This window comes from Rhodanobacter sp. OK091 (assembly GCF_900142825.1).
In the GTDB taxonomy this organism is placed as follows: Bacteria; Pseudomonadota; Gammaproteobacteria; order Xanthomonadales; family Rhodanobacteraceae; genus Rhodanobacter.
Window position 1 is genome coordinate 404631 of record NZ_FRCH01000001.1, and the last position, 25519, is coordinate 430149.

Here is a 25519-nt window from a genome sequence, read left to right on the forward strand (position 1 = left end):
CGGTTCTTTCCCATGTGCCGATGGTTGTGTTGATATCCGCTGCAACCCCAGCGCTGGAGTCAAGCGGCGGCGTAGCCCTCGCACCGGGATAGTCGCAGAAGGTCGCTGACACGCGAGGATGCTCCCAACGTCAAACCGCCTCGGTATCAGTGACTATGCATGCCCGCAGGCGTCCCGTCGGACCAATTTGCGACCCCGACCAAGAACACGAGAATGGGCGGCAAACCTTTCATCTGGGGTTGCTGGTCCGGATAGAAGAACCAATAAGGGCTGGACATAACCGGCGAGCCCTCTGCGCCGGAGCCCCAATCCTTACCGTCTTTGACCAGGGTGTCGAACATGAGATGAGGCATGTTGTGGTCCCCTTCGTCGGTCAGATACGACGATTTCGACAGCATGTAATCCATGGCGCCGCTTTCGAGGTCCGGCAATTGCTTATTCTTGTACGCGGCGTGGAGCGCCGACAGCATCTCCGCCTTGGAGCGACCAGCCATCGCCATCTTGGCGCGTAGATAAAAGATCGGCACTATCGAACGTGCAGCCTGGGGGTTCAGACAATCGGCAGCCCTCACTTTCGGGTTCCAGAATTCGGGCCAGTCAAACGGCCCTCCCCAACTTCTGCCCACCACGCAGACAAACCCGTTCTTGCCTTCGACCGCTTTCTCGTAGCCCTCGCGCCCCAGAACCAGGATCGTAGCGTCACGCGAAAGGGACTCCGGCGCCGCGCTACGCGCCAATGCGATTTCGGCTTCCCGGTTCGCCATGAGGTATTGGTCAACCGGGGCCATCTTCGGATAAGACGGCGCCACACCAGGTTTCTGCGTATCCTGCGACACCGCTTGCTGCGATGCCCCTAACATAGCAAGCAGTACAAAACTCATGATTCCGATGGCGCGCTTCGCTTTTTTCATGGGATTCCTCCTGACAACGGGTTGTTTTCAGTCAGCCCGTGATAGGCGCTGATGGGCTGCTTTCACGATGTCGACGAACGGCCGAGCCGGAATTCGACAAGTCATCGGAAAAAATCTAGCTGTGCCCGCATCGAGCAGGGATTGATTCAAGCGGCGATAGCCAAATTGCCTTCGGAGGGGTCGACCTTTGAATTCGCTGGCCTGCGCGGCTCTTTGCGCAGGTCCGGCGGAATGACTGGTTGGGCGTCACGGGGAAAGCGCCTCTTCGGCAGCCGCGCGTGCGTGAATGGCGGTGGTATCGAACAGCGGGATCTCCGAGTCTTGCTGATTGACCAGAAGCGATATCTCCGTGCATCCAAGAATGATGGCCTGTGCGCCTTGAGACGCAAGCGTCCGCATAATTCGTCGATACTCGCTGCGAGACTCCGGATTGACGACCCCCAGGCACAGTTCTTCGTAAATGATGCGGTGCACAGTCTCGCGATCTTCTGAATCGGGAACGATGACTTGAAGGCCGTGACGCTCGCTCAATCGGTCGCGGTAGAACGCCTGCTCCATGGTAAACCGCGTACCGAGTAAGCCCACGGTTGAATGGCCCGCCCGTTTAATTTCGGTGGCCGTTGGATCGGCGATGTGGAGCAGCGGGATGGCGACGGCTGCCTCGATGCTGGAGGCCACCTTGTGCATTGTATTTGTGCACAGAACCAAAAAAGCCGCGCCTGCCGCTTCAAGAGAGCGAGCAGCATCGGCCAGGATGGCTCCGGCTGCCTCCCAGTTCTCGGCATGCTGATGACGCTCGATCTCGTGGAAGTCGACGCTGTAGAGAACGATCTTCGCCGAATGCAGACCGCCCAAACGCTCTTTGATTGTCTCGTTGATTTGACGGTAATAGGGAACGGTCGACTCCCAACTCATGCCGCCGATTAGACCAATAGTCTTCACGAACGCTCCTGTGCGAGAACTGATAACGCTCAACTACCCGGCAGACCGATCCGTATCGGTTTGCACATCTTCAGCTTCGGGGATTCGGACGCTCCATTCAGTCGCTCCGCTCGATGTTGTTCAATCTTGGTCGGCTTGTACCTGCGGAGCAAACCACGACTTGGATCGCCCCACACCAAACCTCATCGTGTCGTCATTCATCGGCTCGGTCCGTGTATGGGTTCAACTTTCCGGAATGGTTGCAGCAGCGAATGGTGCGAGCACCGCCCAACCAAGATTCGCATAAAGGTTGCGGCCGTCTCCTGTCGCGACTAGAAGCTGCGGACTCACAGGAGATTTTCTCGCAGTTCCAAGAGCGACCATCACCGCGACGCCCAATCCTTTCCGCCTGTGATCCTGCGCAGTCTCGATTCGATCATAAATGAAGGCATCTGCAGTTTCTGCCGCACATCCGCTTGCAGCCAGATCGCCATCCGGCGCGATGACGCAAGCTCGGGTGACAGGGCCGTCCTGATGAAGCTCCATCCTGTACCCATTCGGCAGAGGCTTCGTATCGAGGGTTGTCACTGCCGCCATCATAAAATAGTTCGCCGGCTGAACCTCCCAGAGAGCTGGCAGTGCACTTCGCAACTCCTCGTCTGAGCCGCACAGCTTCAAGTAATGCCGTGGAGCCGTAATGTCGTGTGCGATTGCGCGCAGCCCATCGCATAGCTGTGGGAATACCCAGCGTTTCGCTTCCTTTTCCGAGTGGGTATCTACCCGGAAACCTCCACGATCGTGAACAGGGGGCGGGGAGCTCCGAGCGATGGAATGCGCTGCTTGCCAGGCGAAAACGAGCTTTGGATCGACGTAGGATGGGATCATGGCTGCTCGTATGTGGTGCTCAGATGGGGGCGCATTTTCCGGCGACTACACGTGTCGTGCCTGTCTCGGCCGCGACGTCTCCGTGACTTTCAACTAGAACATTGCCCTGTCTCAGGAGCTAAGACGACAGCTATAGGGCAGAACGAAAGGAAGGCTTGGGCAAACCACGGAAAGACGATCGTTCCGCGTATCTATCCCAGTTCATGACTGCGTCTCGGCATGCCCGCATCTACCTCGAATGATGTCCGCTTTGGTCGAAAGCGGTCGCTCACTTACGCGTTGCGAACAGGCGCTTCTAATATGCCCGCGATCGTTGCCTCATCGCAGAATTTTCCAAGATCGTCGTGCCGTCTTGCCCATGGAGGAATTCGCCGACAAACGCTCGACCAATATCGTCCTGATCAATCGTCCCAAACGATCCCGGAACGAAACGCCCCAGCAAAGCAAGAAACCCAGGGGTGTGCGCATTACCCGCAATGATGCCGGGGCGAAAAATGGCTAAACGTTTAAATCCGAGACTCCGCACGGCATCTTCTTTTTCCCCCATGATGCGGGCATAACGAATCCAGCTCTTAGCGCTACTCCCGGCTGCCGAAAGAAGCCCGAAGCGTTCGATCCCCGCCGCCAGGCAGCCACGTGCAAACGCGCCGACCAAGCCAATTTCCAGTTTCTTGATGTCCTCCTCGCTCCATTGCTGACTTCCTTTACCGATGCCGATACATGATGCGGCATATAACGGTTCGCCCTGCACGCTGCAGGTCCTGGCAAGTTCGGCGATCTCACCGGAAAAATTTGCCGCACTGGTATCCATGATCACTTGGCGCAGACGCGTGTCGTCCGCAAGAGGAATCGTCCGGCGATTGACCATCACCACTTCCGTGCACGAGCTAGCAGCGAGCAAAGCCCGAACCAGTCCGGACCCAACTTGCCCGGTACCACCGATGACCAAGACGCGAAAACTCATGCTATGTCTCGTGTTCGTTGTAGATCATGTCCGTCATGACGACGCGATCTCCCTGGAAAGGGTATTCAAAGAGTATGCGTGATGTCCGCATCGGGTCGGAAGCGAACCTTTCCAGCATGCCGACAAGACCCATTCGACGGCATCCCAGGCCTTCGCGGATAGGCTGATCAACACCAGCAACTGGGCCAGCCCTTTCCGGAAATAGTGTTCAGTCAGACCCGGACCAGCTCACGCTGCGCCCGTTGTTCTTGCACGCCCCCTTTTCAGAGTTTCTCCCTTAAGCTCGATGGATGCGAGCGAGGGTGAGCAAGGGGAATGCAGGCGCCGTGTGGCTCGCCGCCTGCATCGGATGACTTCGAACAAAAGGGGAAACAGATGAGCCGATGCCGGAGCAAGGGCCGACTGGCCTTGATGGTCGCGACAATGATGTACGCGCTGACAGGGTGTGCATCGGTGGGGCGGGATGTCGACACCCTCGCTACTGGCGATCAGCGAGCCCCCAGCGACCAGCGCGTTCCCGGCCAACAGCATCCGAGCAGCGTACGCGGCGCCGTCGCTGGGCACCTGGATGGCTGGCCCGAGGCGGTGCTGCTGCCTGAGGGCGTGGAGATCGATGGCTACCGATGCTCGAACCGGTACTGCACGATTTGGTTCGGCTTGATGGACCTCGACCAGGTGATGGCGCTCAAGCGCAACTACGTCAAGCTACTCAAGGACAGCGAAAAATGGGAGCAACTCGGCACACCGGGCAATGCCTATGAGCATGAAGCCTTCCGTTACACGGGCGCCATGCCGTCCGGATGCGGGTATACCTTGGAAATACGCCAGGGGGCCATCCCCAACGATTACTACCGCCGCTACCGTGTATTCGCTTCGCTGACCTGGTAGTCGGGCGACGCGAGCAAATACCCTGGATGGCATTGGACGCTACCCGCTATGCTCGGCCTGTCCGGCGCGGGGGCGCCGATCATCGGGGAAGCGACACCATGACGATACGATCCAAGAGACCGTTGGCCGGGTTTGGCTGGCTGACGCAGGGCATCGGCGTGAGCTACCGCCATCCAAAGCCGTTGCTCGGAGGGGCGGCCTTCTTGGTGCTGGCGTGTTTATTGCCGTCGCTGATCACGATGCCGATGCAATTCCACGCGATAAGCGCTGGCACACCGCTGAGCCCGGCCACCTTCGGCTGGATCATGGCCGGGTCCATGCTGCTCAGTCTGCTGACCGTGCCGCTCTACGCGGGCTACCTGCAGATGGTCGATGCGGCCGAGCGCGGACTGCCGGCCCACGCAGGCGATATTTTCAAGCCTTATCGGCAAGGCGAAGCATGGCGCCTGGTCGGCTACGGACTGGCGATGATTGTGGTCTACGTCGCCATGTTCGGAATCGTCATCGCCGCAGCGGGAGGCGGCATCGCCAGCTGGTACATGCAAGCGCTGAGCGCGCAGGCCAACCACCTGCCGCCACCGGCGTTGCCCAGCGGCTTGGGGATCGCCGTGGTACTGTTCATGGTGCTCGGCCTTTTGATGATGGGTTTCTATGCGATCAGCCTTGGCCAGATCGCGCTGCGCCGCCGCAACGTGTTCGGCGCCATCGGCGACGGCATGATCGGCGCGTTGAAGAACGTGCTCCCGCTGCTGGTGTTTGCACTGAGCGCCGCCCTGGCCTGGGTTGTCGTGGCCATCGCCTTTCTGATCGTCGCCGCTCTGCTCTCCTTGCTAGGCGCGCTCATCAGCCCTTGGGTGGTGCTCGTGGTGATCGTTCCGCTTTATATCGCCCTGTTTCTGATGGTGTTCGCCGTGATGTTCGGAGTGATGTACTACCTATGGCGCGATGTGTGCGGCGACGACATCGCGACCGGCATGGATCCGGCTATCGCCGCCTGACCTGATTCATCCGTTCCGACGCGAAGGCGGCCACGGCCGCCTTCGCTATTTGGGGTGTAGCGGTTATTCCCCTGCCCCATGCGCCAGTCGAAACGTCGGCGATTTCGTGAGTCTGCTTACACCCGCAGCGCACCCGGCCAAACGACGTGAGGTTCCCCACTCTCGCGTCGACATTGCCGAGGTCGCCATCGAAGACCGCAGCGCAAAACCCGCACCGCATACCAATACGCACAGCGCATTCTTTGTTATGGTTCACCCTCGAAAGCGCGACCGTGTCCTGCGGGATATCGTTCGCAAGCAACACCATCAGTACGTGACGCTCGATCTGGCCCAGCCGCCTCGTCATCAGCAGCCATGCTCGCCATGACGTCGGCAAATCCTCTTGGAGATTGTGATTCTCATGGTTGATATCACACGCCGCACCTTCGTCATCTCGAGTATGGGATTGTTTGGTTCCTGCCTTCTGCCGCGTGCGGTGTGGGGCGGTACGGCCGAGGGGATGGCCTGAAAACCGACCGGGCCGCTGGCGCACAGCGGGACGGCCATGGCGCCGCGCGAGCAATGGCTGTTCGATTTCGGTTGGCGGTTCTCGCTTGGCGACGGCAACGATCCCACCAAGGATTTCGGCTACGGTTTCGGCCAGAGCGATTTTGCGAAGACGGGCACGTTCAAGATCGCCACGGCCGACTTCAACGATGCCGGCTGGCGCCCACTGAACCTGCCGCACGACTGGGCGGTCGAGCTCCCGTTCGTTCACGACGACAAGGGGGACGAAGACAACCGCATGCTCTCGCATGGCTATAAACCGCTCGGGCGGCGCTACCCGGCCACCAGCATCGGCTGGTACCGGCGCACGTTCGAGATTCCCGAGAGCGATCGCGGACGCCGCATCTGGATCGAGTTCGACGGCGCGATGCGCGACGTCGTGCTGTTCGTCAATGGCTGTTTCATCGGCCGTCACGACGACGGCTACACCCCGTTCCGCTTCGACCTCACCGATTTCCTGCATGTCGGCGGCAAGAATCACATCGCCTTGCGTGTCGACGCCAGTTTCGGCGATGGCTGGTTTTACGAAGGCGCCGGCATCTATCGCCATGTCTGGTTGACCAAGATGGATCCGGTCCACCTGGGCAACTGGGAAACCGTGGTGCGCACTACCGTCAAGGGCGATGCGGCCGCGCTGGACCTTGCCACGATCGTCCAGAACGAGAACGAGCACCCGGTGAATGCCTCGCTCGAATGGACCGTCGTCGATGCCGACGGCCACGTGGTGGCTCAGGCGACATCGCCGGCACAGGCGATCGCACCGAATGCGTCGGCGGACTATCGGGCCACGGCCACCGTCGGCCATCCTGCACTCTGGTCGCCCGACGAACCTCATCTCTACACCGCCCTCGTCAAAGTCATGGTCGACGGCAGCTTGCGCGACGCCGAACGGATTCCCTTTGGCATCCGCACGGCGACGTTCGATCCCGACCATGGCTTCTTTCTCAATGGCAAGCCGCTCAAGATCCAAGGCACCTGCAACCACCAGGACCATGCCGGGGTGGGCGCCGCCCTGCCCGACCGGCTGCAGGCGTTCCGGGTGTCGGTGCTGCAAGGCATGGGCTGCAACGCGGTACGCACCTCGCACAACATGCCGACGCCCGAATGGGTAGCGGCATGCGACCGCATGGGCTTGATGATGATGTGCGAAACGCGTCAGATGAGCTCCAACCCCAGCGGCCTGCAGCAGCTCGAAACGATGGTGAAGCGGTATCGCAATTCACCCTCGATCATCCTCTGGTCGATCGGCAATGAGGAGTGGGTGCTGCAAAAAGGCGACATGGCGAAACAAGGTGCCCACATCGCAGCGAGCATGGTCGAGCGCTGCCACGAACTCGACCCCACCCGCGTCGTTTCCGCGGCGGTCAATGGCGACAACGAGCAAGGCGTATCGGACGCGCTCGATATCATCGGCTTCAACTACCACACCGATTTTCCCGACGCCTTCCACAAGAAGCATCCGACCCGCGCCGTGTTCGGATCGGAAACCTCCAGCGCCATCGCTACCCGCGGCGAATACACCTCCGACCCGGCAAAGAACACCATCAACAGCTATGACGGCGTCGTGTCCTGGGGACAGACGCCGGAGCAATGGTGGACTTTCTACGGCACCCGCGACTGGCTGGCAGGCGGGTTCGCCTGGACCGGCTTCGACTATCGCGGCGAGCCGACACCTTATGGCTGGCCCTCGATCAGCTCGCAATTCGGTATCGCCGATATGTGCGGCTTTCCCAAGGATTATTACTACTACTACAAGGCCTGGTGGGGAAAGACGCCCAGCCTCCATGTGTTTCCGCATTGGAATTGGCAAGGCAAGGAAGGCCAGGAAATTACCGTCTGGGCATACAGCAACCTCGATGAGGTCGAACTGCTGCTCAATGGCAAGAGCCTCGGCATCAAGCCGGTGCCGCATCTGGGGCATGTGCAGTGGAAGGTCGCCTACATGCCCGGAGTCATCGAGGCGCGCGGCCGCCGCAACGGCCAAACCGTGCTCGTCGAGCGGCGCGAAACCACCGGCCCGGCGCAAAAAATCCGCCTAACCGCCGATCGCCCGGAGATCGCCGCCGACGGACAGGACGTCGTCATCGTCACCGTCGAGGCGCTCGACGAACACGGCCGGCCGGTACCCACGGCGAACCACAAGATCGCTTTCCGCATCTCGGGGGCGGGCCAGCTGATCGGCGTCGGCAACGGCAATCCCAATTGCCTGGAGAGCGACAAGGAGCCCAGGCGATCGCTGTTCAATGGCTTGGCCCAGGTCATCGTCCAGTCGACGGATGAAGCCGGCCACATGCTCATCGAAGCCGTCGAAGACGGGTCAGCGGGGCATCCATTACGCGCTGCCTCGCTGGCGATCAGAACGAGAAAGCCCGCATCGAAACCTCAGCGCGTCGGTTGATCCGCATGGAAACCAGGCCGAGTTGAGCGCATCAGCTTCAGGCCCGAAGCGACGAACCCGGCAGCGAGCGCACGCCGCAGCCGCCATAGGGAACGGACGCGATTTCGTGGCCTCCGCCTCCCTATGGCGGGTTGGCTGCCCCAGGGCGTCGTACACGTAAAAATCACAAATGAACACGGAGCATGAAGGGGATGCCGAACGTGAGGTGACGAGTCACCCACTTCGGCATTTGGAAGGTGATTCAACGTTTGTGCCGAGGTCTGCAAAGAAGGAGGCACGTCAGGATCGATTCTCACCAATACGAACAGGGGATTAGTTATGAAACGTACTTCATTACTGCTTGTTGCCTGTGTTTTAGGGGGTATTGCCGTTTCCGCTCAAGCGGCGAAAACGGGTGCGGCAAACGACCAGGCGAGTGGCCCGGTCACCGTCAAACTGACTAACTTTTACGCCTATGCGCCGAATGGATCCCGGCTGCCATCCATGGACAAGGAATGCGCGAAGCTCTATGCGGGATTCCTGAACTCTTCGATGGCCACGCAGTTTGCCACCAACCCGACCGCGTCGTGGGCCAAATCGACATGGTCGGTGAAAGGGGATCCGGACGTCGTTTTTGATCTTCATCCGCTAGGTACGGCGGGTGTCTATGCTTATGGCAATTGGTACCGGCAGCCTTTCAACGGAAAGGAAGTGTACGGGGTTACGTTCACTGCGAACATGGACAAGAGTTCGTCGAAGCCGGTGCCGCCGTATAAGAGCGTCATCAGCTTCATTGCGAATGCCAATCTCACCTGCGCTCTCATGAACGCTAGTGCGCTAAAGGCCCTGCCCCCGGAAGTGCACTCCGACGCCATGCAGGCCAAGTAGTTGAAGGTATGCGTGGGCTTTGCTGATGCTTTTCTGAGATAGGCAACGTATCGGCATAGCGGAATGCGGCTCGCATGCGAGCCGCATTCCATTTTCAGAAGCAAGGTTGCCCATCGTTACCCGCCGATCCCGCCACGATCGGCCGCCCGCGCAAAGCGCCGCGCGTGGAGAAAGTCCACCATCCCCTTGCTTTCGCTGCAACGCCCTCCACCTCGTGGCGATGTTCGAGAAAATCAGAAACTGGCGCATACGGCGCATCGTCGCTCGGCATCCGATCGCCGAATCGCTTTGGCGAGATGCGCTCGATCGCTGTGCGCCGGCACGTCGGCTGGGCGCTTCCGATCAGGCCGCGTTGCGCGTGCTGGCGACGCTGTTTTTGCAGAGCAAGTCGCTGGAGCCCACTAAGGAGTTGCAGCTTGGCGACGCCGACCGCGTCTTGCTCGCGACCCATGCTTGTGTACCCATCCTGAAACTCGGCCTTGATTGGTACGACGGTTGGTACAGCGTCATCGTGTACCCGGACGCGTTCATCCCGCGTCGCCCGCAAACCGATGCCGCGGGGGTGGTTCATCAGACCGACACCGTGATGGCCGGTGAGGCATGGCGGCGTGGGCCGGTGATCCTGTCGTGGGCGGATGTGCTGAGCACCGGAAAGAAACCGGGACACAACGTGGTCATCCACGAAATGGCACACAAGCTCGACATGCTCAACGGAGAGCCCAACGGCTTTCCGCCGTTGCACCGGCGCATGGATCGCCGCGAGTGGTCGCGGGTCTTCACCAGCGCATGGGATCGCCTGCAGGAGGAGCAACGCAACGGCGCCGAGCTGCCGATGGACCCGTATGCCCTCGAAAGCCCGGCCGAGTTCTTTGCGGTGGCCAGCGAGCAATTCTTCGAGGCTCCGGCAAACTTGCGCCAGCATTTGCCGGAGGTCTATCAACAGCTCGAACAGTTTTACCGGCAGCACCCGTTCTGAGCGGGCCTGTTCAAAAAAAACCTCACAGCCCCATAGGAGCTGGCGGTCGTTCAATCGATGTCATTCCCTCCGTCACCTTATCGCGGCAGCAGCCAGCTGACCGAGTTGCTTCAGCGCGCGATCGAGCCTTTCATCCCACGGCAAACCGCAGCTCAGCCGCAAGCAGTCCACGTAGTCGCCGCGGCTCGAGAACAGCACGCCCGGCGAGGTACCGATACGTTTCGCGAGCGCTGCTTCAAACAACACGCGACCATCGCCGCCCGGCGGCAGCTGTAGCCACAACGACAGCCCGCCCTGCGGCTCGCTGGCACGGGTACCGGCGGGCCAATGCCGGGCGATGGCCTCGTGCAGGCGCTGACCGTTGTCGGCCAGCATGCGGCGCAAACGGCGAAGATGCCGCTCCTGATCGTGGCGTTGCAGATAGTCGGCCAGCGCCAACTGGGGCAGGCTCGCGCTGCCGACGGTGGAGAAATATTTGGCGCGCACCAGTGCATCGGTCCACTGATTGCCGGCCAGCCAGCCGACACGCAAGCCCGGCGCCAGGGTTTTGGAGAACGAGCCGCAACTGATCACATTGCCGTGCCGGTCCCACCGGCGCAGCGGCGACGGCCGCTGACCCGACCAGGCCAAGTCGCCGTAGATGTCGTCTTCGATCACCACGGTACCGTGCCGCGCACAACTTTCCAGCAACGCCTGCTTGGCGACATCGCTGGTCAGGCTACCCAGCGGATTGTTGAAGTTGGGTACCACGACGGCCGCGCGCACGGCGTTCCGCTGCAACAACTGCTCCAGGCGGACGACATCGATGCCCTGCCCGGAAAGATTCGGCACTTCCAATACCTTCAACTGCAACGCGGCGACGGTCTGCAGGATGCCGTGGTAAGTCGGTGTTTCCACCAGCACCACATCGCCCGGTGCGGTGACGGTGCGCAAGGCCAGATTGATCGCCTCCATCGCGCCGGCGGTGATCACGATTTCGTCCAGCGCCACCCCGGCACCGATCTGCGCATAACGCTGCGCGATCTGTCGCCGCAGCGCCAGATGACCTTGCGGTGGCGCATAGTCGAGCGCCGCCGACGCGTCGTGCCGCAGGCAACGTGCCAGCGATGCGGTCAGCGCGGATTGCGGCAAGAGTGCAGGCGCCGGCGTGGCGCTATGCAGCGGCAGCAGATCGCTGCGGGCCAGCATGTCCAACACGTCCTGCAACGCGGGGTTGCTGACGGTACCGGGCACGCTGCGCCGGGCCGGCCGCGTTGCCGGCGGCTGCGGCGCGGTGGCCCGCACGAAATAGCCGGAGCGCGGCCGCGCCACGGCCAGCCCTTCGCGCTCCAGTTGCAGGCAGGCCTGCACCGCCGTGGCGGCGCTCACCCCATGGCCGTTCGCCAGCTGCCGGATCGACGGCAACCGCTCGCCGGCATGCAGAGCGCCCTGCGCGATCTGTTTGCGCAACTCCCCGGCAAGGCGCTCGTAGAGAAGCATGCGGCCCATCCATCTGTATTGGTCTATTTTCATCCTATCTGAATCTGTATCGATAGCGGCGACTTGCTTACGCTGGCCATCCCACCCGCGAGGAAGGCCCCATGACACCGACCACCAGCCCAGGCGACGCGCGCGCTGCGTTAGGTCAGCTGCTACTTGGCGAACTGTTGATCGGCTCGGTCGGCGTCTTTGTCCACGAAAGCGGCCAGGACGCGGTGACAGCCGTGTTCTATCGCTGCCTGTTCGGCGGCTTGTTCCTGCTCGCGTGGGGGCTGGCTCGCGGGCATCTGCGCGGCTTGCTGCAAGAGCGCGTGTTGCTGCGCGGCGCAGTGCTGAGTGGTGTGCTGCTGGTGCTCAACTGGGTGGCGTTGTTCGCCGGCATGGCACGCTCGTCCATCGGCGTGGCGACGCTGGTCTATCACTTCTTTCCGTTCGTGATGCTGATTCTGGCGGCGCTGCTGCAAGGCGAGCGCACCCGCCCGGCTGACCTTGCATGGACGCTGCTCGGCTTCGTTGGCGTAGCGTGCTCGGCCGACCCGGCACGCCTGTGGCGCGATGCCGATGCGTCCTACCTGATCGGCATCGGCCTGACGTTGCTGGCTGCCGTGCTGTGCGGCGCGTCGCTGTTGATGTCGCGCAAGATCGGCAAGCAGCGTCCGTTCGCGCTGGTGATGATCCAGTGCTGGGTTGGCGTGGCGATGCTGGCGGGTTTCAGCAGCGCGGGTGTGTTTCATGTGGGCCCGCATTGGGCGTGGCTGCTGGGATTGGGCGTGATCCACAGCGGCATCGTGTACGTGCTGTTCTATTCGGCGTATCCGCGCTTGCCCGTGGTGACGATTGCGGTCGTGGCGTTCGTCTATCCGCTGGTGACACTGCTATTGGATTACCTGATCTACGGACACCGCCTGGCGCCGGTGCAGCTGGCAGGGCTGGTGCTGATCGTGCTCGGCACGCTGGGAGTCAATTTGAAATGGCGACTGGGTTGGTCGCGCCGGCGAGAGGCGGTGCAAAGCCCTTAGAGCCGAAGGGTCGGGTTCGTCATGGTATTTCTTCGTGATCAGGACGGCACGATAGCCCGGTTGACCCCGCTTCGCTCGTGTACCGTCGTGACCCGATCAATCAAGGCGGGTTAGAGCCCGTTCCGCCAGCGCCCTTGTTCCGCCTCAAAACTGCGGCAAAAAGGGGACGGCAATTCATTCAACTTGATTTCCGTCCCCTTATCGTCGGTCTAGTCACGAAGAGCCACCTCTGCGACCTGCAGATACTTCGCTCGCGTTGCCGCCAGGTCCTGGCCGCCCCTGCCGGTCCCGATGGGCTGAGGAGCCAACCTGCAATGCGGGTCTCCCGAAGGCACGGCCCGCTTGCAATACACGTTGACGATAGCCACCGTCACGTTATCGGCGTCGAGCAGCTGGAGCTGTCTCGCCACGCCTGGGCCCGAGGAGTTGTCGACAGCCACGGCGACAAGCGGCTGCGTGGCCATGCCCCGCTTGCGCAGGGATTCCGATCTGTCGGCCGTCCGCTTGGCCTCTGCGAACTGCCGATGTGTGTTGCCGACCAGGGCGTGCAATGTGAAGCCAGCATCCAGGTTGGCAACGTAGGTTTCGTATTGGGGCAATGCGTTGACGGTGACATTGCGCATGTTGGTGGCCTGAGTCTCGTCCTGGGCCGCACTGACGCCGCCGACGCAGGCAAGACCGAGCGCAAGGGTGGTGGCACTGATCAGATGTCTCATGGGAGCCTCCAGACGGACGCCAATGTCCGTTGGATGATCCTGCGCCGGGGTCGCGGCGCTTGCTTGAGGGATTCCGGTGGAATATGCGTGGATTCCTTGAGGATTTCTGGCAGATCCAACGGCTGGATGCGAAGGGCGGAAAAACCGGGAGCGTCACCCCATGGGCAGCCACCCGTCGGCTCCCGCGATGGGCCGGGCATGTACCGCCGCCGCCTTCCCTGCCCGTACCCGCAGGCGCGGCCAGCCTTGCCGGAAAACAGTCGGGTACGGTCCCGGCGCCATAGCGGGTACCGCATCCCAAGACGCTGCGCGTCGCGCCGGAAAGGTGTCACGACACCCAGGCCGGTCGTCGCCGGCGCCGCGCGAGACCTGTCGGCAACACCGGGAAAAAATCGTGCCCAACCGACCCGGTGCAGACCACGCCGCAGGCGTTACGTCTGGCAGATGGCGCCGGTCAATGACAGGCACACACTTCGCCTGCAGGTGAGTCATCGACAGGCACGATCATGCGTCACACTGAACTCGACACCCACTGGCTCTATCAATGCGACGGCCTCGTCGTCGATCCATCCGCGCACCGACTGGAGCGCGACGGTCAAGCCCGGCAAGTGGAGCCCAAGACCTATACCGTACTCGTGACGCTGCTGGAGCAGGCCGGCAATATGGTCGACAAGGACACGTTGCTCGATGCAGCGTGGGGCCACCGCAACGTCACCCCGGGCGTACTGAGTCACGCCATTTCGCAGCTGCGTCATGCCCTGGGCGACTCGGCACTCCATCCGCGTTACATCGCCACCGTGCATACCCTCGGTTATCGCTTCATCGCCGAGGTGCATCGGCGGCCGCGACCCGGTCACGTGGTGACAGAACCCGCACCCGATGACGCGTTCACAGAGGTCGAGGCCGCGCATGTCAGCCGCTTCAGGCCGCGACTGGTAGCGCGGTGATCGAAAAAGGTGTCAGGGACAATTTGAACGTCCCCGCTGCACCACGTACTGCGAAACACCGGCGAGATCGAAGCGTGGAAGTCGGGCCATGTCCGACGGGGTTTCGCAGCGCCCTCGCCGCGACGACTAGCGCGAGCCGCGCCTCACCCTCTTCCCAGCATCCAATCCGTTGTCAGAAATTGTCCCTGACACCTTTTTTATTTCTGCCGCCCAGGCTCCTAGGCCCTACCCGTAGAAAGCATCAGCTTCAGGCCCAACGCGACGAACCCGGCAGCGAACACACGCCGCAGCCACATCGTGACCTGCGGGCGCGCAAGCACGCGTGCCCGCATGAACGATGCAAACACGCCATAGACCGCGAAGACCACCAGCGTCATCAGCATGAAGACCGCGCCGAGCGTCAGCAGGCGCGCCATGGGCGACGGATCGTTCTTGGCGATGAACTGCGGCAGGAAGGCCAGGAAGAAGATCGGCAACTTGGGATTGAGCAGATTGAACAGGATGGCCGAAGTCACGATTCTCAAGGGCGACCGGGCGGCGATCTTCTGGCTGGGATCAAGCGCGCTTCGATCCCGCAACGTGGTCCAGGCCATGTAGAGCAAATAGGCCGCCCCCAGGTATTTCAGCAGCTCGAAGGCGAACGCGCTGGTGCGGAAGACCGCTGCCAATCCCAGCACAGCGACCGCCATGTGCGGCACGATGCCCAGCGTACAGCCGACAGCCGCCATCAGGCTGGAGCGGGCACCGCGCGACAGCCCGGTCGAGACCGTATAGAGCACACCGGTTCCCGGCGAGGCCACCACCAGAAGTGAGGTAAGCAGGAACTCGGCGTTCATGGGCCGGCACTCGCGGCATCGAGCGTTCGCGTCATCGTCATGGATGCCTCTCCTCGTGAAAGCGGGAAAGGCTGGACCATCGCAAACCGGCCACGCACCGTCTTGAAGATTATTGCGCCGCCACTAACCCACGGCGGCCTGGTAACGCCCCGGCGTAATACCGAACTGACGCACGAACGCGCGCGTGAGATGGCTCTGATCCGCGAAGCCCGCCAGCACCGCGGCCTCCGCCACGGAGCAGCCCTGTGCCAGGTGTCGCCGGGCCAGCCGCACGCGCAACTGGATGCGGTAGGCATGGGGCGTCGTGCCCACCTCGCGCATGAAGCCGCGAATCAGCTGGAAGCGACTCACGCCGCAGGAGGCCGCCAACGCGAACAAGGGCGTGGCGGCATCCGGCTCCGCTTCAATCCATTGAACCGCCCGCGCGACGGCCGGCGACCTGCGCGGCAACCGCGGGCCGCTCAAGCAGTGCTGCTGCACAACGCGCGCCAGACAGGTGAGCAGAATCTCTTCGGCGTCATCACATGTCGTGGAGGGCTCCAGCGCACCCAGCAACTTCATGACCTCACGCGCCAGGGCGCGGTCGTGCGCGACAGGCTGGAACACCACGTCACCGCCGCCGAACTCGCCAGCCAGTTCGCGCATCACCAGATCAGGTTCGAGATAAAGGATGTGCCAGCCACGCGCACCACCGATGGGCGAACCGTCATGCATCTCGCCCGGGTTCACCATGATCACGTCGCCCACCGCGGACTCCACCGCCCCCACCTCGCTCCAGGACTTCTGCGCGCCCGTGGTGATCACGCCGATCCCGTACTGATCGTGCGCATGGCGGGGAAAGACATGCTCGCTGAGCAGCGACAAGGCTTCCACGCCCGGCAAGCAGGATCGGTGCGGCACGACGTGGTGGGTCTTCTTGGCCAAGGGATGATCCCTTTCGTTCATGGAGCGTGCTACCGGGATTCGACACCCAGCGATCAAAGCGTGTCGGAGCCCTATCCGTCGCTCTCCGCCGCTTTCTGCGCGAGTTCCTTGATCTTGAGAACACGCATCTGTTCGGATTTTTTGAGTCCTTCGCGAGCCTCTTTGATCACTTCATAGGCCAGATTTTGGCTAGTGTGATGCCGCTTCGCGTCGATAGCGGCATCCAGCCGTTGCTGGGCTGCCTTGATCGTTTTATCGACACGGTAGAGGGGCGCATGCGGGTTCGTGGTCAGGGGCGGGTCGTAGCTTTTCGTCATGGTATTTCTTCGTGATCAGGACGGCACGATAGCCCGGTTGACCCTGCTCCGCTCGTGTACCGTCGTTGCCCGCCCGAATCAAAGCAGGTCATAGCCCTTTCCGGCTGAACCACATGCTGCGGAACATCGGCAAGATCAGGTCTGGGTTGGCGCGGCATCCGAAGTCTCCCTCGGCACCGCTCCAGCCTGCAAAGCCGATCCGGACCTGCTCATCGGTCCTCGCCCTCACCACGTCAGCCGCCACAAACCGTGCTTGTACGTGGCTCTGACCCCGTTAGTTCGTGGCGGGTGCTGGGTCGTCCGACGCGTGGTCCACCGCATACAACCAGTGCCCATGGACCTTGCGCGATACGTCGGTGAACCGGCCGCGCTCAGTGACAGGTTTGCCGTCGGCCTTGGACACCATCACGATCTTGAATGTGCCCCAGGTGGTCTTGGCAGAGCCTGCATCCACGTGCCCCATGTCATCGAGGCTGGCATCCTTGATGGTGTAGGCCGCAAAGTAGCCGGCATAACCTTTGCGAATGGCCTCACGCCCCTTGACCATCCCGCCACCGGGAAACCACATCACGGCATCGGGCAGATAGCAGGCTGCCACGGCGTCCACGTCGCGCGCGTTCATCGCCTTCGTCCAGCAATCCCCCGCCGACATCGCGTGCGCCGGTGGCTCGCCGGCCTGCACCGCCAATGAAAGCACCCCAACCACAACCAACAGCCCCACCTTCCTGACCATGCGCATAACAGTCTCCCCTCGTGGTGTTCCGAGGGAATATACGCTGCGCAGGACGGAATACGACTTCCTCTAAGCCGACTCCTTTTGGACTGCTTGTGCTCCGCCTTCGGAGCGCCACTGGCGCGCAGTGGTGGATCTGTCAGGAACGATCGGGCGATGGAGCTTGTTACTTGGCGTTCTGAGTCCACCTGCAGGGAGCGCCGAGTTTTCGCTCGGCCGGTACGAATCAAAGCGGGTCAGAGCCCTTCTCGGAGCCAGCCATGCTTCGAGGCGCCGGCAACCTTGCGCCAGCATTTGCCGGAGGTCTATCGGCAGCTCGAGCGGTTTTACCGGCAGCACCCGTTCTGAGTGCAGCTGTTCAAGAATGAACCTCACAGCTCCATAGAAGCCGGAGGCAATTCATTCGATTTAATTTCCTTCGCCCCTGAAGGCGGAAGAGCCGCCCCTCACCCCAGCCCTCTCCCCCGGCTTCGCCGGGGGAGAGGGGGTCAGGCGCGCTCGCGTCAGCCCATCACTACCCGGTTGCGGCCTTCGCGCTTGGCGGCGTAGAGCGCGTGATCGGCGCGGCTCACCAGGCTTTCGAAGTCGCTGCCGTTGCGCCAGGGCCCGGTGGCGATGCCGACGCTGGCGGTAACGCCGAGCTCACCGGCCTGGCTGGCCACGGGCTTGTCGCCGACCAGTGTGCGCAGTTGCTCGCCGGCGGCCTCGGCGACGCCTTTCTTCGCGGCGATCCATACCAGCATGAATTCTTCGCCGCCGGTGCGCGCCACCAGGTCGCCCATCCCCATGCCGGCATGCAGCCGTCGCGCGACCTCGGCCAGCACCTCGTCGCCCGCTTGATGGCCGTGCCGGTCGTTGATCAGTTTGAAGTTGTCCAGGTCCACCACGGCCACCGCCACGTCTGCCGGTACGTGCTCGGCCGCCGGCAGCGGCTGCATCAGCCGCTCCAGCCGGGAGCGCAGGCCGCGGCGGTTGAGCAAGCCGGTGAGCGGATCGAAATCGGCCAGCTTCAGCAGCTCTTCGCGCAAGGCGCTGTTCACCAACACCAGCATGGCGAAGCCTTCGGCCACGATCAGCAGCAACGTCGCCATCAGCCAGCGCTCGTTGGCTTCGTTGAGTTGCGCCGCCGACATGTGGATGGGAAGGATCGACACCGCGCGGGCCAGCGCGACCAGCGCCGCGGTGCCCAGCACCGCCGCCATCACCACCAGCGCGCCGCTGCCGCCCGGCGGTCGCGCCCGCCAGGCGATCCAGGCCGCACGGACCATGGCCAGCCCCGCCACGCCCTGGGTGATCGACAGCGACCACCACAGGCTCTGCCCGGTCGCCAACAAGGTAAAGGAAAAAGCCGCCAGCGCGCCGAACAGCAGCGCCATGCCACGCCACGGAATGCGCTGGCCGAGAAACGCCATCAACCCCGCCAGTACCAGCAAGGCCTGCAGCACCCCGCCCAGGTGACCTGGCGGCTTCGACGCCTGGATGCCCCAGATCTCGGCGACGACCGGCCTGATCGCCTGGCTGACCAGCGAGGCCAGGAACGCACCGGACCACAACCACAACCCGGGCTTGCGCGTGGTCCAGCCGCCCACCAGCGTAAACAACGCGGTCAACCCGGACAGCGCCAGGTAGACACTCAGTAACGTCTCGGTATCGAGTGGCTGCAAGCAACCTCCGGGTCAACTGACGGCATCATGCCAGCAGCCCCTATGCAATGAAACAGGCGTGCGGCGCCTCAACAGAAAACGCCCGCACATGCGAGCGTTTTCGTTCGGCCAGAGGGGCGCTCTCGATCAGCAACGGAATATCACGGCTACTGGATCCCAGCCGAAAGGCGGAGCGCGCAGCCTCCGCACGCTCCGCCGCTTAACATTACTGTTTATCGTAGACCGCGATTTCGTGGGTTGTGCCGCCCTTAGCCGTCTTGATCGCCGAGGACAGAGTCAACACCATCCCCTTGTCGGAGATGGTGCGTGTCGAATGGCCAACCACCTTGCCGTCTTTCTTGAGTTCAGCCTTAACGGTCGTGCCATTGACCTTCTTCAACGATACCGCGTCAAACATCGTGGAACCCGTCCACGCAATGTCCTTGCCGTCATAGGTCAACGTCGCCGACTGCGAAATCGCCGATCCGTCCGCGGCGACTCCCGTGACCGCCAATGTAATGCCCGTGGCAGTCACCGCATACGTCCGGCTCTCGGATTTTGGTGCAGCGCCCTCAGGGTACTTGGACTTTTCAAGATTCAATTTCCAGGTGCCGATCACCGGATCGGGCACATTCGCAGCAGATGCGAGTGACGCCAATCCAAAGACCAGCATCGCGCTGATCACCAGCACTTGAAGTAGTCTGTTCATGATCTCTCTCCCTCAGTTGATTGTCTTCTGTGCAGCTGGGTTCTCGATTCGTGCCGAAGCTCCCCCGGTGCGCGGATCGAGGGTCGAGTATGCTCCCGTGGTCTCCGAATGGCGCAACCTGCGCCGCATCGCTACTGCTGAGCGGACTGGGCGGCTCCGGCTTCATGGCGACAAGACGTCCAATATCGCCGGATACCCTGATCCCTGTCGGTTGGCTTGCCACGGTGCGACAGAGAAAGGCGACATCCGTGATTGTCGTCCGACGCATACCGGCCAGGAGCGAACGTTCAACGCCTAAGCTAAAAGGCTGACCGGCGCGAGGGACGAGGCTCAATTAGCCGCATCTCCTTTTATGGCATGCATCACGGGCGCGATCGGTTACACCGACGACGGTCCGGCAAACGAACGCCGGCAAGCCACGACGGCAGGCCCTTCTAGAGCGGCTTGATGCGAATGTCGCGAAACCACAGGTGGATCGGCTGACCCTTCTGTCCCTTGTCCTCCGTCCCCTGCAGGGCGATATGACCCTGGTGGAAACGGGCGAAGTTGGGCCAGTGCGCGAATTTGGTCTGCGCCACGCGGGCATTCCAGGCGCTGTCCCACAGCGTGGTATCCACGGTGGTCCGGCCGTTCTGCACAAACTGCACGTGACCGTGGTCGACGCGGATCTCGATCTGGTTCCATTGCCCGGCCTCTCGCACCGACTCGTACGGTGCGGCGTACAGATCGAACATGTCGCCCGAACGTTCGTACAGCACCCGGCTGTCGGGCACGGTGCAGGCGAGGTCGGCGATCTGCATCTCCACCCCGCTCTGGAACGAATAGGTATCGGCAGGCGTCTCGTGCACGTTGAACAGCACGCCGGCATCGGCGCACGGGCTCATCTTCCATTCCAGCTTGAGGTCGTAGTCCGCGTAGCTGGCATCGGTGATCAGGTCCTGGAAGTCCTTCAGGTCGCCGTCGTGCCCACGTTCCAGACGGATCGCCCCGTCCACCACCGACCAATCCTTGCCCGTGCCCTTCTGGTTGTAGCCATGCCAGCCCTTCAGGCTATGGCCATCAAACAGAAGCTGCCAGCCTTCGGCACGTTCTTGCGCCGACAGCGCATTGTGCGACTGCGCCCATAGCGGCGTGGCGAACAGTGTCGCCAGCGCCAGCACAACGGCGGATCCGGAAAAATGGCGTAGCGTCATGACTGCCTCTTCTCGAGCGCGCACGGATTCTCCCGCGCACAACAGCCCGACTTTAGCGTTCTGGTGCTTTCGCGCATGGGACAAAGGTCACGCGTACGGATCATGGCGAATCAGGGACGCGGAGGACCCGAGGAGGTAGTCCGTCCCCTTAGCCGTCCGTCCGCCTTGAACGAATGGTTAGGCACCAGCCGATTCGCTGAAAGGCAGCGGAAGCTGATGCTCGCCAAGCACCGATTTGTAGTGGTTTAAGTATCCCCAGAGCTTATCGCGAAGATCATTGAGTTCGTTATAGCTCCCAGAGTCGAGGGATGACTTTGCACCAGTACATGCTGCGTCAGCTTGGCAGCAAAGTGCGTAAAGCGAGTCACCCTGCACAAGTACGCCGGGGAACCTACGGTCGGGATGACGAACCACCACAGCGTTGGCTTGGTCTGAAAAGATCTCAACAGTTGCTGTGTGCATGCCCTGGTGCCTAACGCTTGAGTTAAGCGGCGCGCGGTGCGCGCGTCCGTTTGGATGAATTGTTAGGCATCAGCAAGCTCAGCCATGCGACTAACAAAGATGCTGCCGAACCAAGTACCAATTCCAAGAGCTGCAACAAGTACAGCCCATTCTGCTACCACGAAGACTCGTGGGGCCTCGTCAAGCCAATGAGAGAGGGTCGCGGAAAAGAGGGTTGCGGCAAGCACTTGGAAGAGAAGAGCGAGCCAAGCATGAGCTAACGTCCTGATGGGGTTGCGTGCCGCGAAGCAACCAAAAAGTACCGAGCAAACGACAAGAGAGGCAGCCTTGCCTATAAGAAACGCCGAGACGCCGGACCTGGGCGACGACAAGAGACCTTCGAGGAAACCGATAGTGAACTGAGCGACGAACAATGAGAGTGCGAGCCAAATGATCTTTTGCCAGTTCACGAAATACTCCGACTGATGCCTAATGCTGGAGTTAAGCGGCGCGCGTTAGCGCGTCCGCCTTCAAGGAGATGTTAGGCCTTGTCCCCAAGGTCACGACCGAGCCACTTACCAATTGGCTTGGAAAAAATGAGCACAAGCACACCGACGACAATGTAAGCCATGTTGCCTATGACTGTGTGCTCAGGGTAGTGCTGAACATTGACGCCTGCAGCAGCCTCGATCGCGTACATGCTCCAGCCGAGCACGATGAAGGCCGTCCATACAGCAGCCACAAGACGAAGAATAAGAATGGCCAACTTTTGATGAGAGTTCACGGCAGACAGTCCTTGTGGCCTAACGCTGGAGTTAAGCGGCGGCGAAGCCGTCCGCCTTGAACGAATTGTTAGACGTTCCTGCGACGTTGAGCAAAGCGAACAATTGCTGTCGCCGCTGGCAGCATGAATAAATCACGCAGAACGCTGTTAAAAGCCAAGAAATTACTGTATCGGACGGGTTCGATGAAGACTAGGCGGTGTTGCCAAAGAAAGCTTGGTACAACCGCAAGAACTAGGTAGACGAAGAGCCTGCGTGGACGCAATTTGCACAAAATATAAGCGGCTGGAAGGCAGAAAAAAATGCTGATGAGCCAGTCATATATGAGCAGTAGCGAGAGCAAGAAAAAGCTCGTGAAAACGTGCGAAGCGAGCCAGATAGGAACTGGGGAATAGGCTGCTATATAGGCGTCCACGTAGCGCAGAAGGAACGTCTGCAAAATGCCGACTGCAAGCGCAACGGACGCCGCGATAGGAAAGTTGTCAGACTTCATGCAATGCCCCCAAAGAACGTCTAACGCTGGAGTTGAGCGGCGGCGTAGCCGTCCGCCTCGAACGAGTAGTTAGGCATGAGCCTCAGTCCTTGAGCCCGCCTAGCTCTTTTGAGACTACGTATACCTCGACACCGCTCATTGAACACTCCTGATGAGAAGCATCGTTGACTGTGATGACCTCGATGACGTTGCCTGACTTTTCAGTGAAGGTAACATCATGCACTTGCCGATAGAGGTCTTTGCCGATCTTTTCGGATGCGATACGGACCGTTCTTGTTTTTGAAAAATCGGTAGTGTCGTTGTGAATTAGCCCTGCATTTTTCAGATGAACGAACGCCATGCTCGTGGCCCAGTTGCCCGTGCCGTCGCACTGAGGGTTACCGGCAATGGCCCCAAATGGCAGCGCAGCCAACAGCATGAAGCCAACAATGGATTTCATGACACTTCCCTATGATGCCTAACTACCTAATAGGCCGACCCGGGTCGGGTTATACATCTCGCATCAAGCCCTACCCGCAGACACTATCCCCTTGCACCACTTGACGTTGCTGACTCTGCGTCGGGTTATACATCCACTGCAAACCCCGATTGGGATCGTCCCACAACAAGCCTCATCGTGTCTTCACACGACAGATCGGTGACCGGCAGCATCGGCTCGACCTCTTCCCGTCGAGCTTGCCCGCGCGCCATCGAGCCCGCAAAGCCTGTGATCGGCCAGCCCGACCAAGTGCGTCAAGTCCGTGGCACACCTAACCCACGCCGAAACGCTTCCGCCTGACCATCGCAGCCACGCTTGGGCGAACCACGGGGCCGAAGAAAACCGACACCTCTCGCGCCGCCCCAACGATGCGCAGGAAGGGCTGCGCTGATCCCTGTTTGCTTAGGGAAGGTCTGATCCAATGGCTTCTTGCTCGTCATCGCAGCCTTCGCTGGAATGACGGGCAAAATCAGAGTTCTCCCCAAGCCAAGTTGTGCCCGCACCGAGGCTGGTTCACAGTGGGCCGCCATTCCGGCGCGCCCGGAATGCTCGGGGTGCGGCGCAGGCCGCATCCTCGCCGGATTCGACAGCAACACGCTCCGCTGCGGGGCGTATCGGGGAGAACCATGAAGACTCGTCGCGATTTCCTGACCCAGGCGCCGCTTGGCCTGCTGGGTGCCATGGTGGCTGGCAGCGCGTTGGCGCAGACGGGGGCAAACCCCGCCCCCGGCACGCCGCCGCCCGGTTCGCCCGGCGCCTTCGACACCGCGCCGCCGGTGGGGCCGAAGCTGAGCACGGCCACCTTTGTCGAGGCGGAAAAGCTGGCGCAGGTGAGCATGACCCAGGCGCAGCGCGAGATGGCTGTGGCCAACTGGCCCACCTCCATGGCCGCGCTGCTGGAGCGCCGCACCGGCCCGCGCAAGGTGGCGTTGGAAGACGGGCTGGCGCCGGCCACCACCTGGTTCCCGGCGATGGGCCGCGCGCACGTCGGGCCCGCGCACGATCGGTTCGTGCCGTCCAAGGTGGCGGCCACGCCGCTGCCGGCGAAGGACGAGGACATCGCCTTCGCCTCCGTCGCACAGCTCGGCGCGTGGATTCGCGCACGCAAGCTCACCTCCTCCCGCCTGACGAAGATCTACCTCGAACGCCTGAAGCGTTTCGACCCGCAGCTGCGCTGCGTCATCACGCTGTGCGAAGAGCACGCGCTGGCGCAGGCCGCGCAGGCCGACAAAGAGATCGCCGCCGGCCACTACCGTGGCCCGCTGCACGGCATCCCGTGGGGCGCGAAGGACCTGCTCGACACCGCCGGCATCGCCACCACCTACGGCGCCGAGCCGTTCCGCCACCGCGTGCCTAAGGACGACGGCGCGGTCACCCGCAAGCTCAACGAGGCCGGCGCGGTGCTGGTGGCCAAGCTGAGCCTGGGCGCGCTGGCGCTCAACGACATCTGGTTCGGCGGCCAGACCATGAACCCCTGGCTGCTGCAGGAAGGCGCCTCCGGCTCCAGCGCCGGCCCGGCCTCGGCCACCGCGGCCGGCCTGGTGGCGTTCGCCATCGGTAGCGAAACCCAGGGCAGCATCATCAGCCCATGCATGCGCTGCGGCACCACCGGCCTGCGTCCCACCTACGGCCGCGTGCCGCGCACCGGCGCCATGACCTTGTGCTGGACGATGGACAAGCTCGGCCCCATCGCCCGCTCGGTGGAGGACACCCTGCTGGTGCTCAACGCCGTCCGCGGCACCGACCCGGGCGACGGCGCCAGCGTGGCCGCACACTTGGACTACGACGCGGCGGCATCCATCAAGGGCCTGAAAGTCGGCTACTTCCCCGGCTGGATGAAGGACGCGACGGCCACCGACCTGGACCGCGCCGCACTCGACCAGCTGCGCGCGCTCGGCCTGGTGCCCACCGAAGTGTCCCTGCCCGACTGGCCGTACGACGACCTCAACCTGCTGCTGTTCGCCGAGGCTGCGGCGGCCTTCGAGGAACTCACACTCTCCGGCGCCGCCGACCAGCTGCCCATGCAAACCCCGGATGCCTGGCCCAACCTGTTCCGCGAAGCGCGCTTCCTCTCCGCCGTGGACTTCGTGCAGGCCGACCGCCTGCGCCGCAAGGTAGCCAAGGAAATGGAGCGCGTGATGACCGAAGTGGACCTGCTGCTGGTGCCCTCGCTGCGCGACGAGATGATGGTGATCTCCAACATGTGCGGCCAGCCTTCGCTCACCCTTCGCACCGGCTTCGTGGAAGTGAGCCAGGTGCGCAGCGACTGGGCACCCGACCCGAAACACCCGCTGCCGAAGCTGGCCAAGCCGCACCGCGTACCCTACGGCGTGACCCTGATCGGCCGGCTGTTCGAGGAAGGCACGCTGGGCCGCGTCGGCCGCGCGCTGGAAGCGAAAGTGGCGGTGGCTGGGGAGCGGCCGGTGGGGTTTTGATCGGCATGGCCTGATCCGGG

The 25519-nt window shown here is 62.0% G+C and carries 25 protein-coding genes; 8 read left to right on the plus strand and 17 right to left on the minus strand.

Translation table 11 applies throughout. The features are described from left to right. Positions 1-146 precede the first annotated feature (146 nt). The 4 genes from BUA26_RS02025 to BUA26_RS02040 form a co-directional block, all read right to left on the minus strand. Positions 147-911, minus strand: coding sequence for a hypothetical protein (locus BUA26_RS02025; RefSeq protein WP_072757436.1), 765 nt, complete (start codon positions 909-911; stop codon positions 147-149). Positions 912-1157: 246 nt separating this feature from the next. Beyond that, on the minus strand, positions 1158-1853 hold the full coding sequence (locus BUA26_RS02030) for an aspartate/glutamate racemase family protein (protein ID WP_072757438.1): 696 nt from the start codon (positions 1851-1853) through the stop codon (positions 1158-1160). Positions 1854-2075: 222 nt separating this feature from the next. After that, entirely contained in the window at positions 2076-2717 is a 642-nt protein-coding gene (locus BUA26_RS19980) for a hypothetical protein (protein ID WP_072757440.1), read from the minus strand. 295 nt (positions 2718-3012) lie between these two features. Further along, positions 3013-3681 (minus strand): Rossmann-fold NAD(P)-binding domain-containing protein, encoded by a 669-nt coding sequence (locus tag BUA26_RS02040; RefSeq protein ID WP_072757442.1) that lies wholly within the window; start codon positions 3679-3681, stop codon positions 3013-3015. A 375-nt stretch (positions 3682-4056) separates the two neighbouring features. On the opposite strand from BUA26_RS02040, the gene BUA26_RS02045 reads away from it, so the two are divergent. From BUA26_RS02045 to BUA26_RS02070, 5 genes are all read left to right on the plus strand, one after another. Beyond that, positions 4057-4569, plus strand: a complete 513-nt coding sequence (locus BUA26_RS02045) for a hypothetical protein (protein WP_143154143.1) — start codon at positions 4057-4059, stop codon at positions 4567-4569. Between the two features lie 98 nt (positions 4570-4667). Next, positions 4668-5567, plus strand: coding sequence for a DUF898 domain-containing protein (locus BUA26_RS02050; protein WP_143154144.1), 900 nt, complete (start codon positions 4668-4670; stop codon positions 5565-5567). A gap of 544 nt (positions 5568-6111) precedes the next feature. Then, positions 6112-8511, plus strand: a complete 2400-nt coding sequence (galA, locus tag BUA26_RS02060; RefSeq protein WP_218587768.1) for a beta-galactosidase GalA — start codon at positions 6112-6114, stop codon at positions 8509-8511. A gap of 318 nt (positions 8512-8829) precedes the next feature. After that, on the plus strand, positions 8830-9378 hold the full coding sequence (locus tag BUA26_RS02065; RefSeq protein WP_143154145.1) for a hypothetical protein: 549 nt from the start codon (positions 8830-8832) through the stop codon (positions 9376-9378). A 220-nt stretch (positions 9379-9598) separates the two neighbouring features. Then, complete coding sequence (locus tag BUA26_RS02070; RefSeq protein WP_072757452.1) at positions 9599-10354, plus strand: M90 family metallopeptidase; 756 nt, start codon at positions 9599-9601, stop codon at positions 10352-10354. 72 nt (positions 10355-10426) lie between these two features. Here the strand turns inward: BUA26_RS02070 and BUA26_RS02075 are convergent, their stop codons facing one another. Next, positions 10427-11833 (minus strand): aminotransferase-like domain-containing protein, encoded by a 1407-nt coding sequence (locus BUA26_RS02075; protein ID WP_072759944.1) that lies wholly within the window; start codon positions 11831-11833, stop codon positions 10427-10429. Between the two features lie 101 nt (positions 11834-11934). Here BUA26_RS02075 and BUA26_RS02080 point away from each other — a divergent pair, with 101 nt between their 5' ends. After that, a complete protein-coding gene (locus BUA26_RS02080; protein ID WP_072757454.1) occupies positions 11935-12852 on the plus strand; it encodes a DMT family transporter in 918 nt (305 codons plus the stop codon). Between the two features lie 209 nt (positions 12853-13061). On the opposite strand, the gene BUA26_RS02085 is transcribed toward BUA26_RS02080, so the two are convergent. Next, complete coding sequence (locus tag BUA26_RS02085) at positions 13062-13568, minus strand: hypothetical protein (RefSeq protein ID WP_072757456.1); 507 nt, start codon at positions 13566-13568, stop codon at positions 13062-13064. A gap of 506 nt (positions 13569-14074) precedes the next feature. Here BUA26_RS02085 and BUA26_RS02090 point away from each other — a divergent pair. Then, positions 14075-14515 carry a winged helix-turn-helix domain-containing protein gene (locus BUA26_RS02090; protein WP_072757458.1) on the plus strand — a complete coding sequence of 147 codons (441 nt, stop codon included), beginning with the start codon at positions 14075-14077 and terminating at the stop codon, positions 14513-14515. A gap of 218 nt (positions 14516-14733) precedes the next feature. Here BUA26_RS02090 and BUA26_RS02095 read toward each other — a convergent pair whose 3' ends face one another. From BUA26_RS02095 to BUA26_RS02150, 11 genes are all read right to left on the minus strand, one after another. After that, complete coding sequence (locus BUA26_RS02095) at positions 14734-15351, minus strand: LysE family translocator (RefSeq protein ID WP_072757460.1); 618 nt, start codon at positions 15349-15351, stop codon at positions 14734-14736. A gap of 123 nt (positions 15352-15474) precedes the next feature. After that, positions 15475-16275 carry an AraC family transcriptional regulator gene (locus BUA26_RS02100; RefSeq protein WP_143154146.1) on the minus strand — a complete coding sequence of 267 codons (801 nt, stop codon included), beginning with the start codon at positions 16273-16275 and terminating at the stop codon, positions 15475-15477. Between the two features lie 71 nt (positions 16276-16346). Then, positions 16347-16592, minus strand: a complete 246-nt coding sequence (locus tag BUA26_RS02105) for a hypothetical protein (RefSeq protein ID WP_072757464.1) — start codon at positions 16590-16592, stop codon at positions 16347-16349. Positions 16593-16866: 274 nt separating this feature from the next. Then, positions 16867-17331: a YybH family protein gene (locus BUA26_RS02110; RefSeq protein ID WP_072757465.1), complete on the minus strand. Its 465-nt coding sequence runs from the start codon at positions 17329-17331 to the stop codon at positions 16867-16869. Positions 17332-17828: 497 nt separating this feature from the next. Then, positions 17829-18989 carry a GGDEF domain-containing protein gene (locus BUA26_RS02115; RefSeq protein ID WP_072757467.1) on the minus strand — a complete coding sequence of 387 codons (1161 nt, stop codon included), beginning with the start codon at positions 18987-18989 and terminating at the stop codon, positions 17829-17831. Between the two features lie 205 nt (positions 18990-19194). Beyond that, a complete protein-coding gene (locus BUA26_RS02120) occupies positions 19195-19677 on the minus strand; it encodes a hypothetical protein (RefSeq protein WP_072757469.1) in 483 nt (160 codons plus the stop codon). Positions 19678-20111: 434 nt separating this feature from the next. Further along, positions 20112-20870: a 3-keto-disaccharide hydrolase gene (locus BUA26_RS02125; RefSeq protein WP_072757471.1), complete on the minus strand. Its 759-nt coding sequence runs from the start codon at positions 20868-20870 to the stop codon at positions 20112-20114. A gap of 524 nt (positions 20871-21394) precedes the next feature. After that, on the minus strand, positions 21395-21781 hold the full coding sequence (locus BUA26_RS02135; protein ID WP_072757475.1) for a hypothetical protein: 387 nt from the start codon (positions 21779-21781) through the stop codon (positions 21395-21397). Between the two features lie 71 nt (positions 21782-21852). Then, positions 21853-22095: a hypothetical protein gene (locus BUA26_RS02140; protein WP_143154147.1), complete on the minus strand. Its 243-nt coding sequence runs from the start codon at positions 22093-22095 to the stop codon at positions 21853-21855. Positions 22096-22163: 68 nt separating this feature from the next. After that, positions 22164-22586, minus strand: a complete 423-nt coding sequence (locus BUA26_RS02145; protein WP_072757479.1) for a hypothetical protein — start codon at positions 22584-22586, stop codon at positions 22164-22166. An 82-nt stretch (positions 22587-22668) separates the two neighbouring features. Then, the gene (locus BUA26_RS02150) at positions 22669-23025 is read right to left on the minus strand and encodes a hypothetical protein (RefSeq protein WP_072757481.1); all 357 of its coding nucleotides are present in this window, start codon (positions 23023-23025) and stop codon (positions 22669-22671) included. Positions 23026-23690: 665 nt separating this feature from the next. Here BUA26_RS02150 and BUA26_RS02155 point away from each other — a divergent pair. Next, positions 23691-25499 carry an amidase gene (locus BUA26_RS02155; RefSeq protein WP_072757482.1) on the plus strand — a complete coding sequence of 603 codons (1809 nt, stop codon included), beginning with the start codon at positions 23691-23693 and terminating at the stop codon, positions 25497-25499. Positions 25500-25519 lie beyond the last annotated feature (20 nt).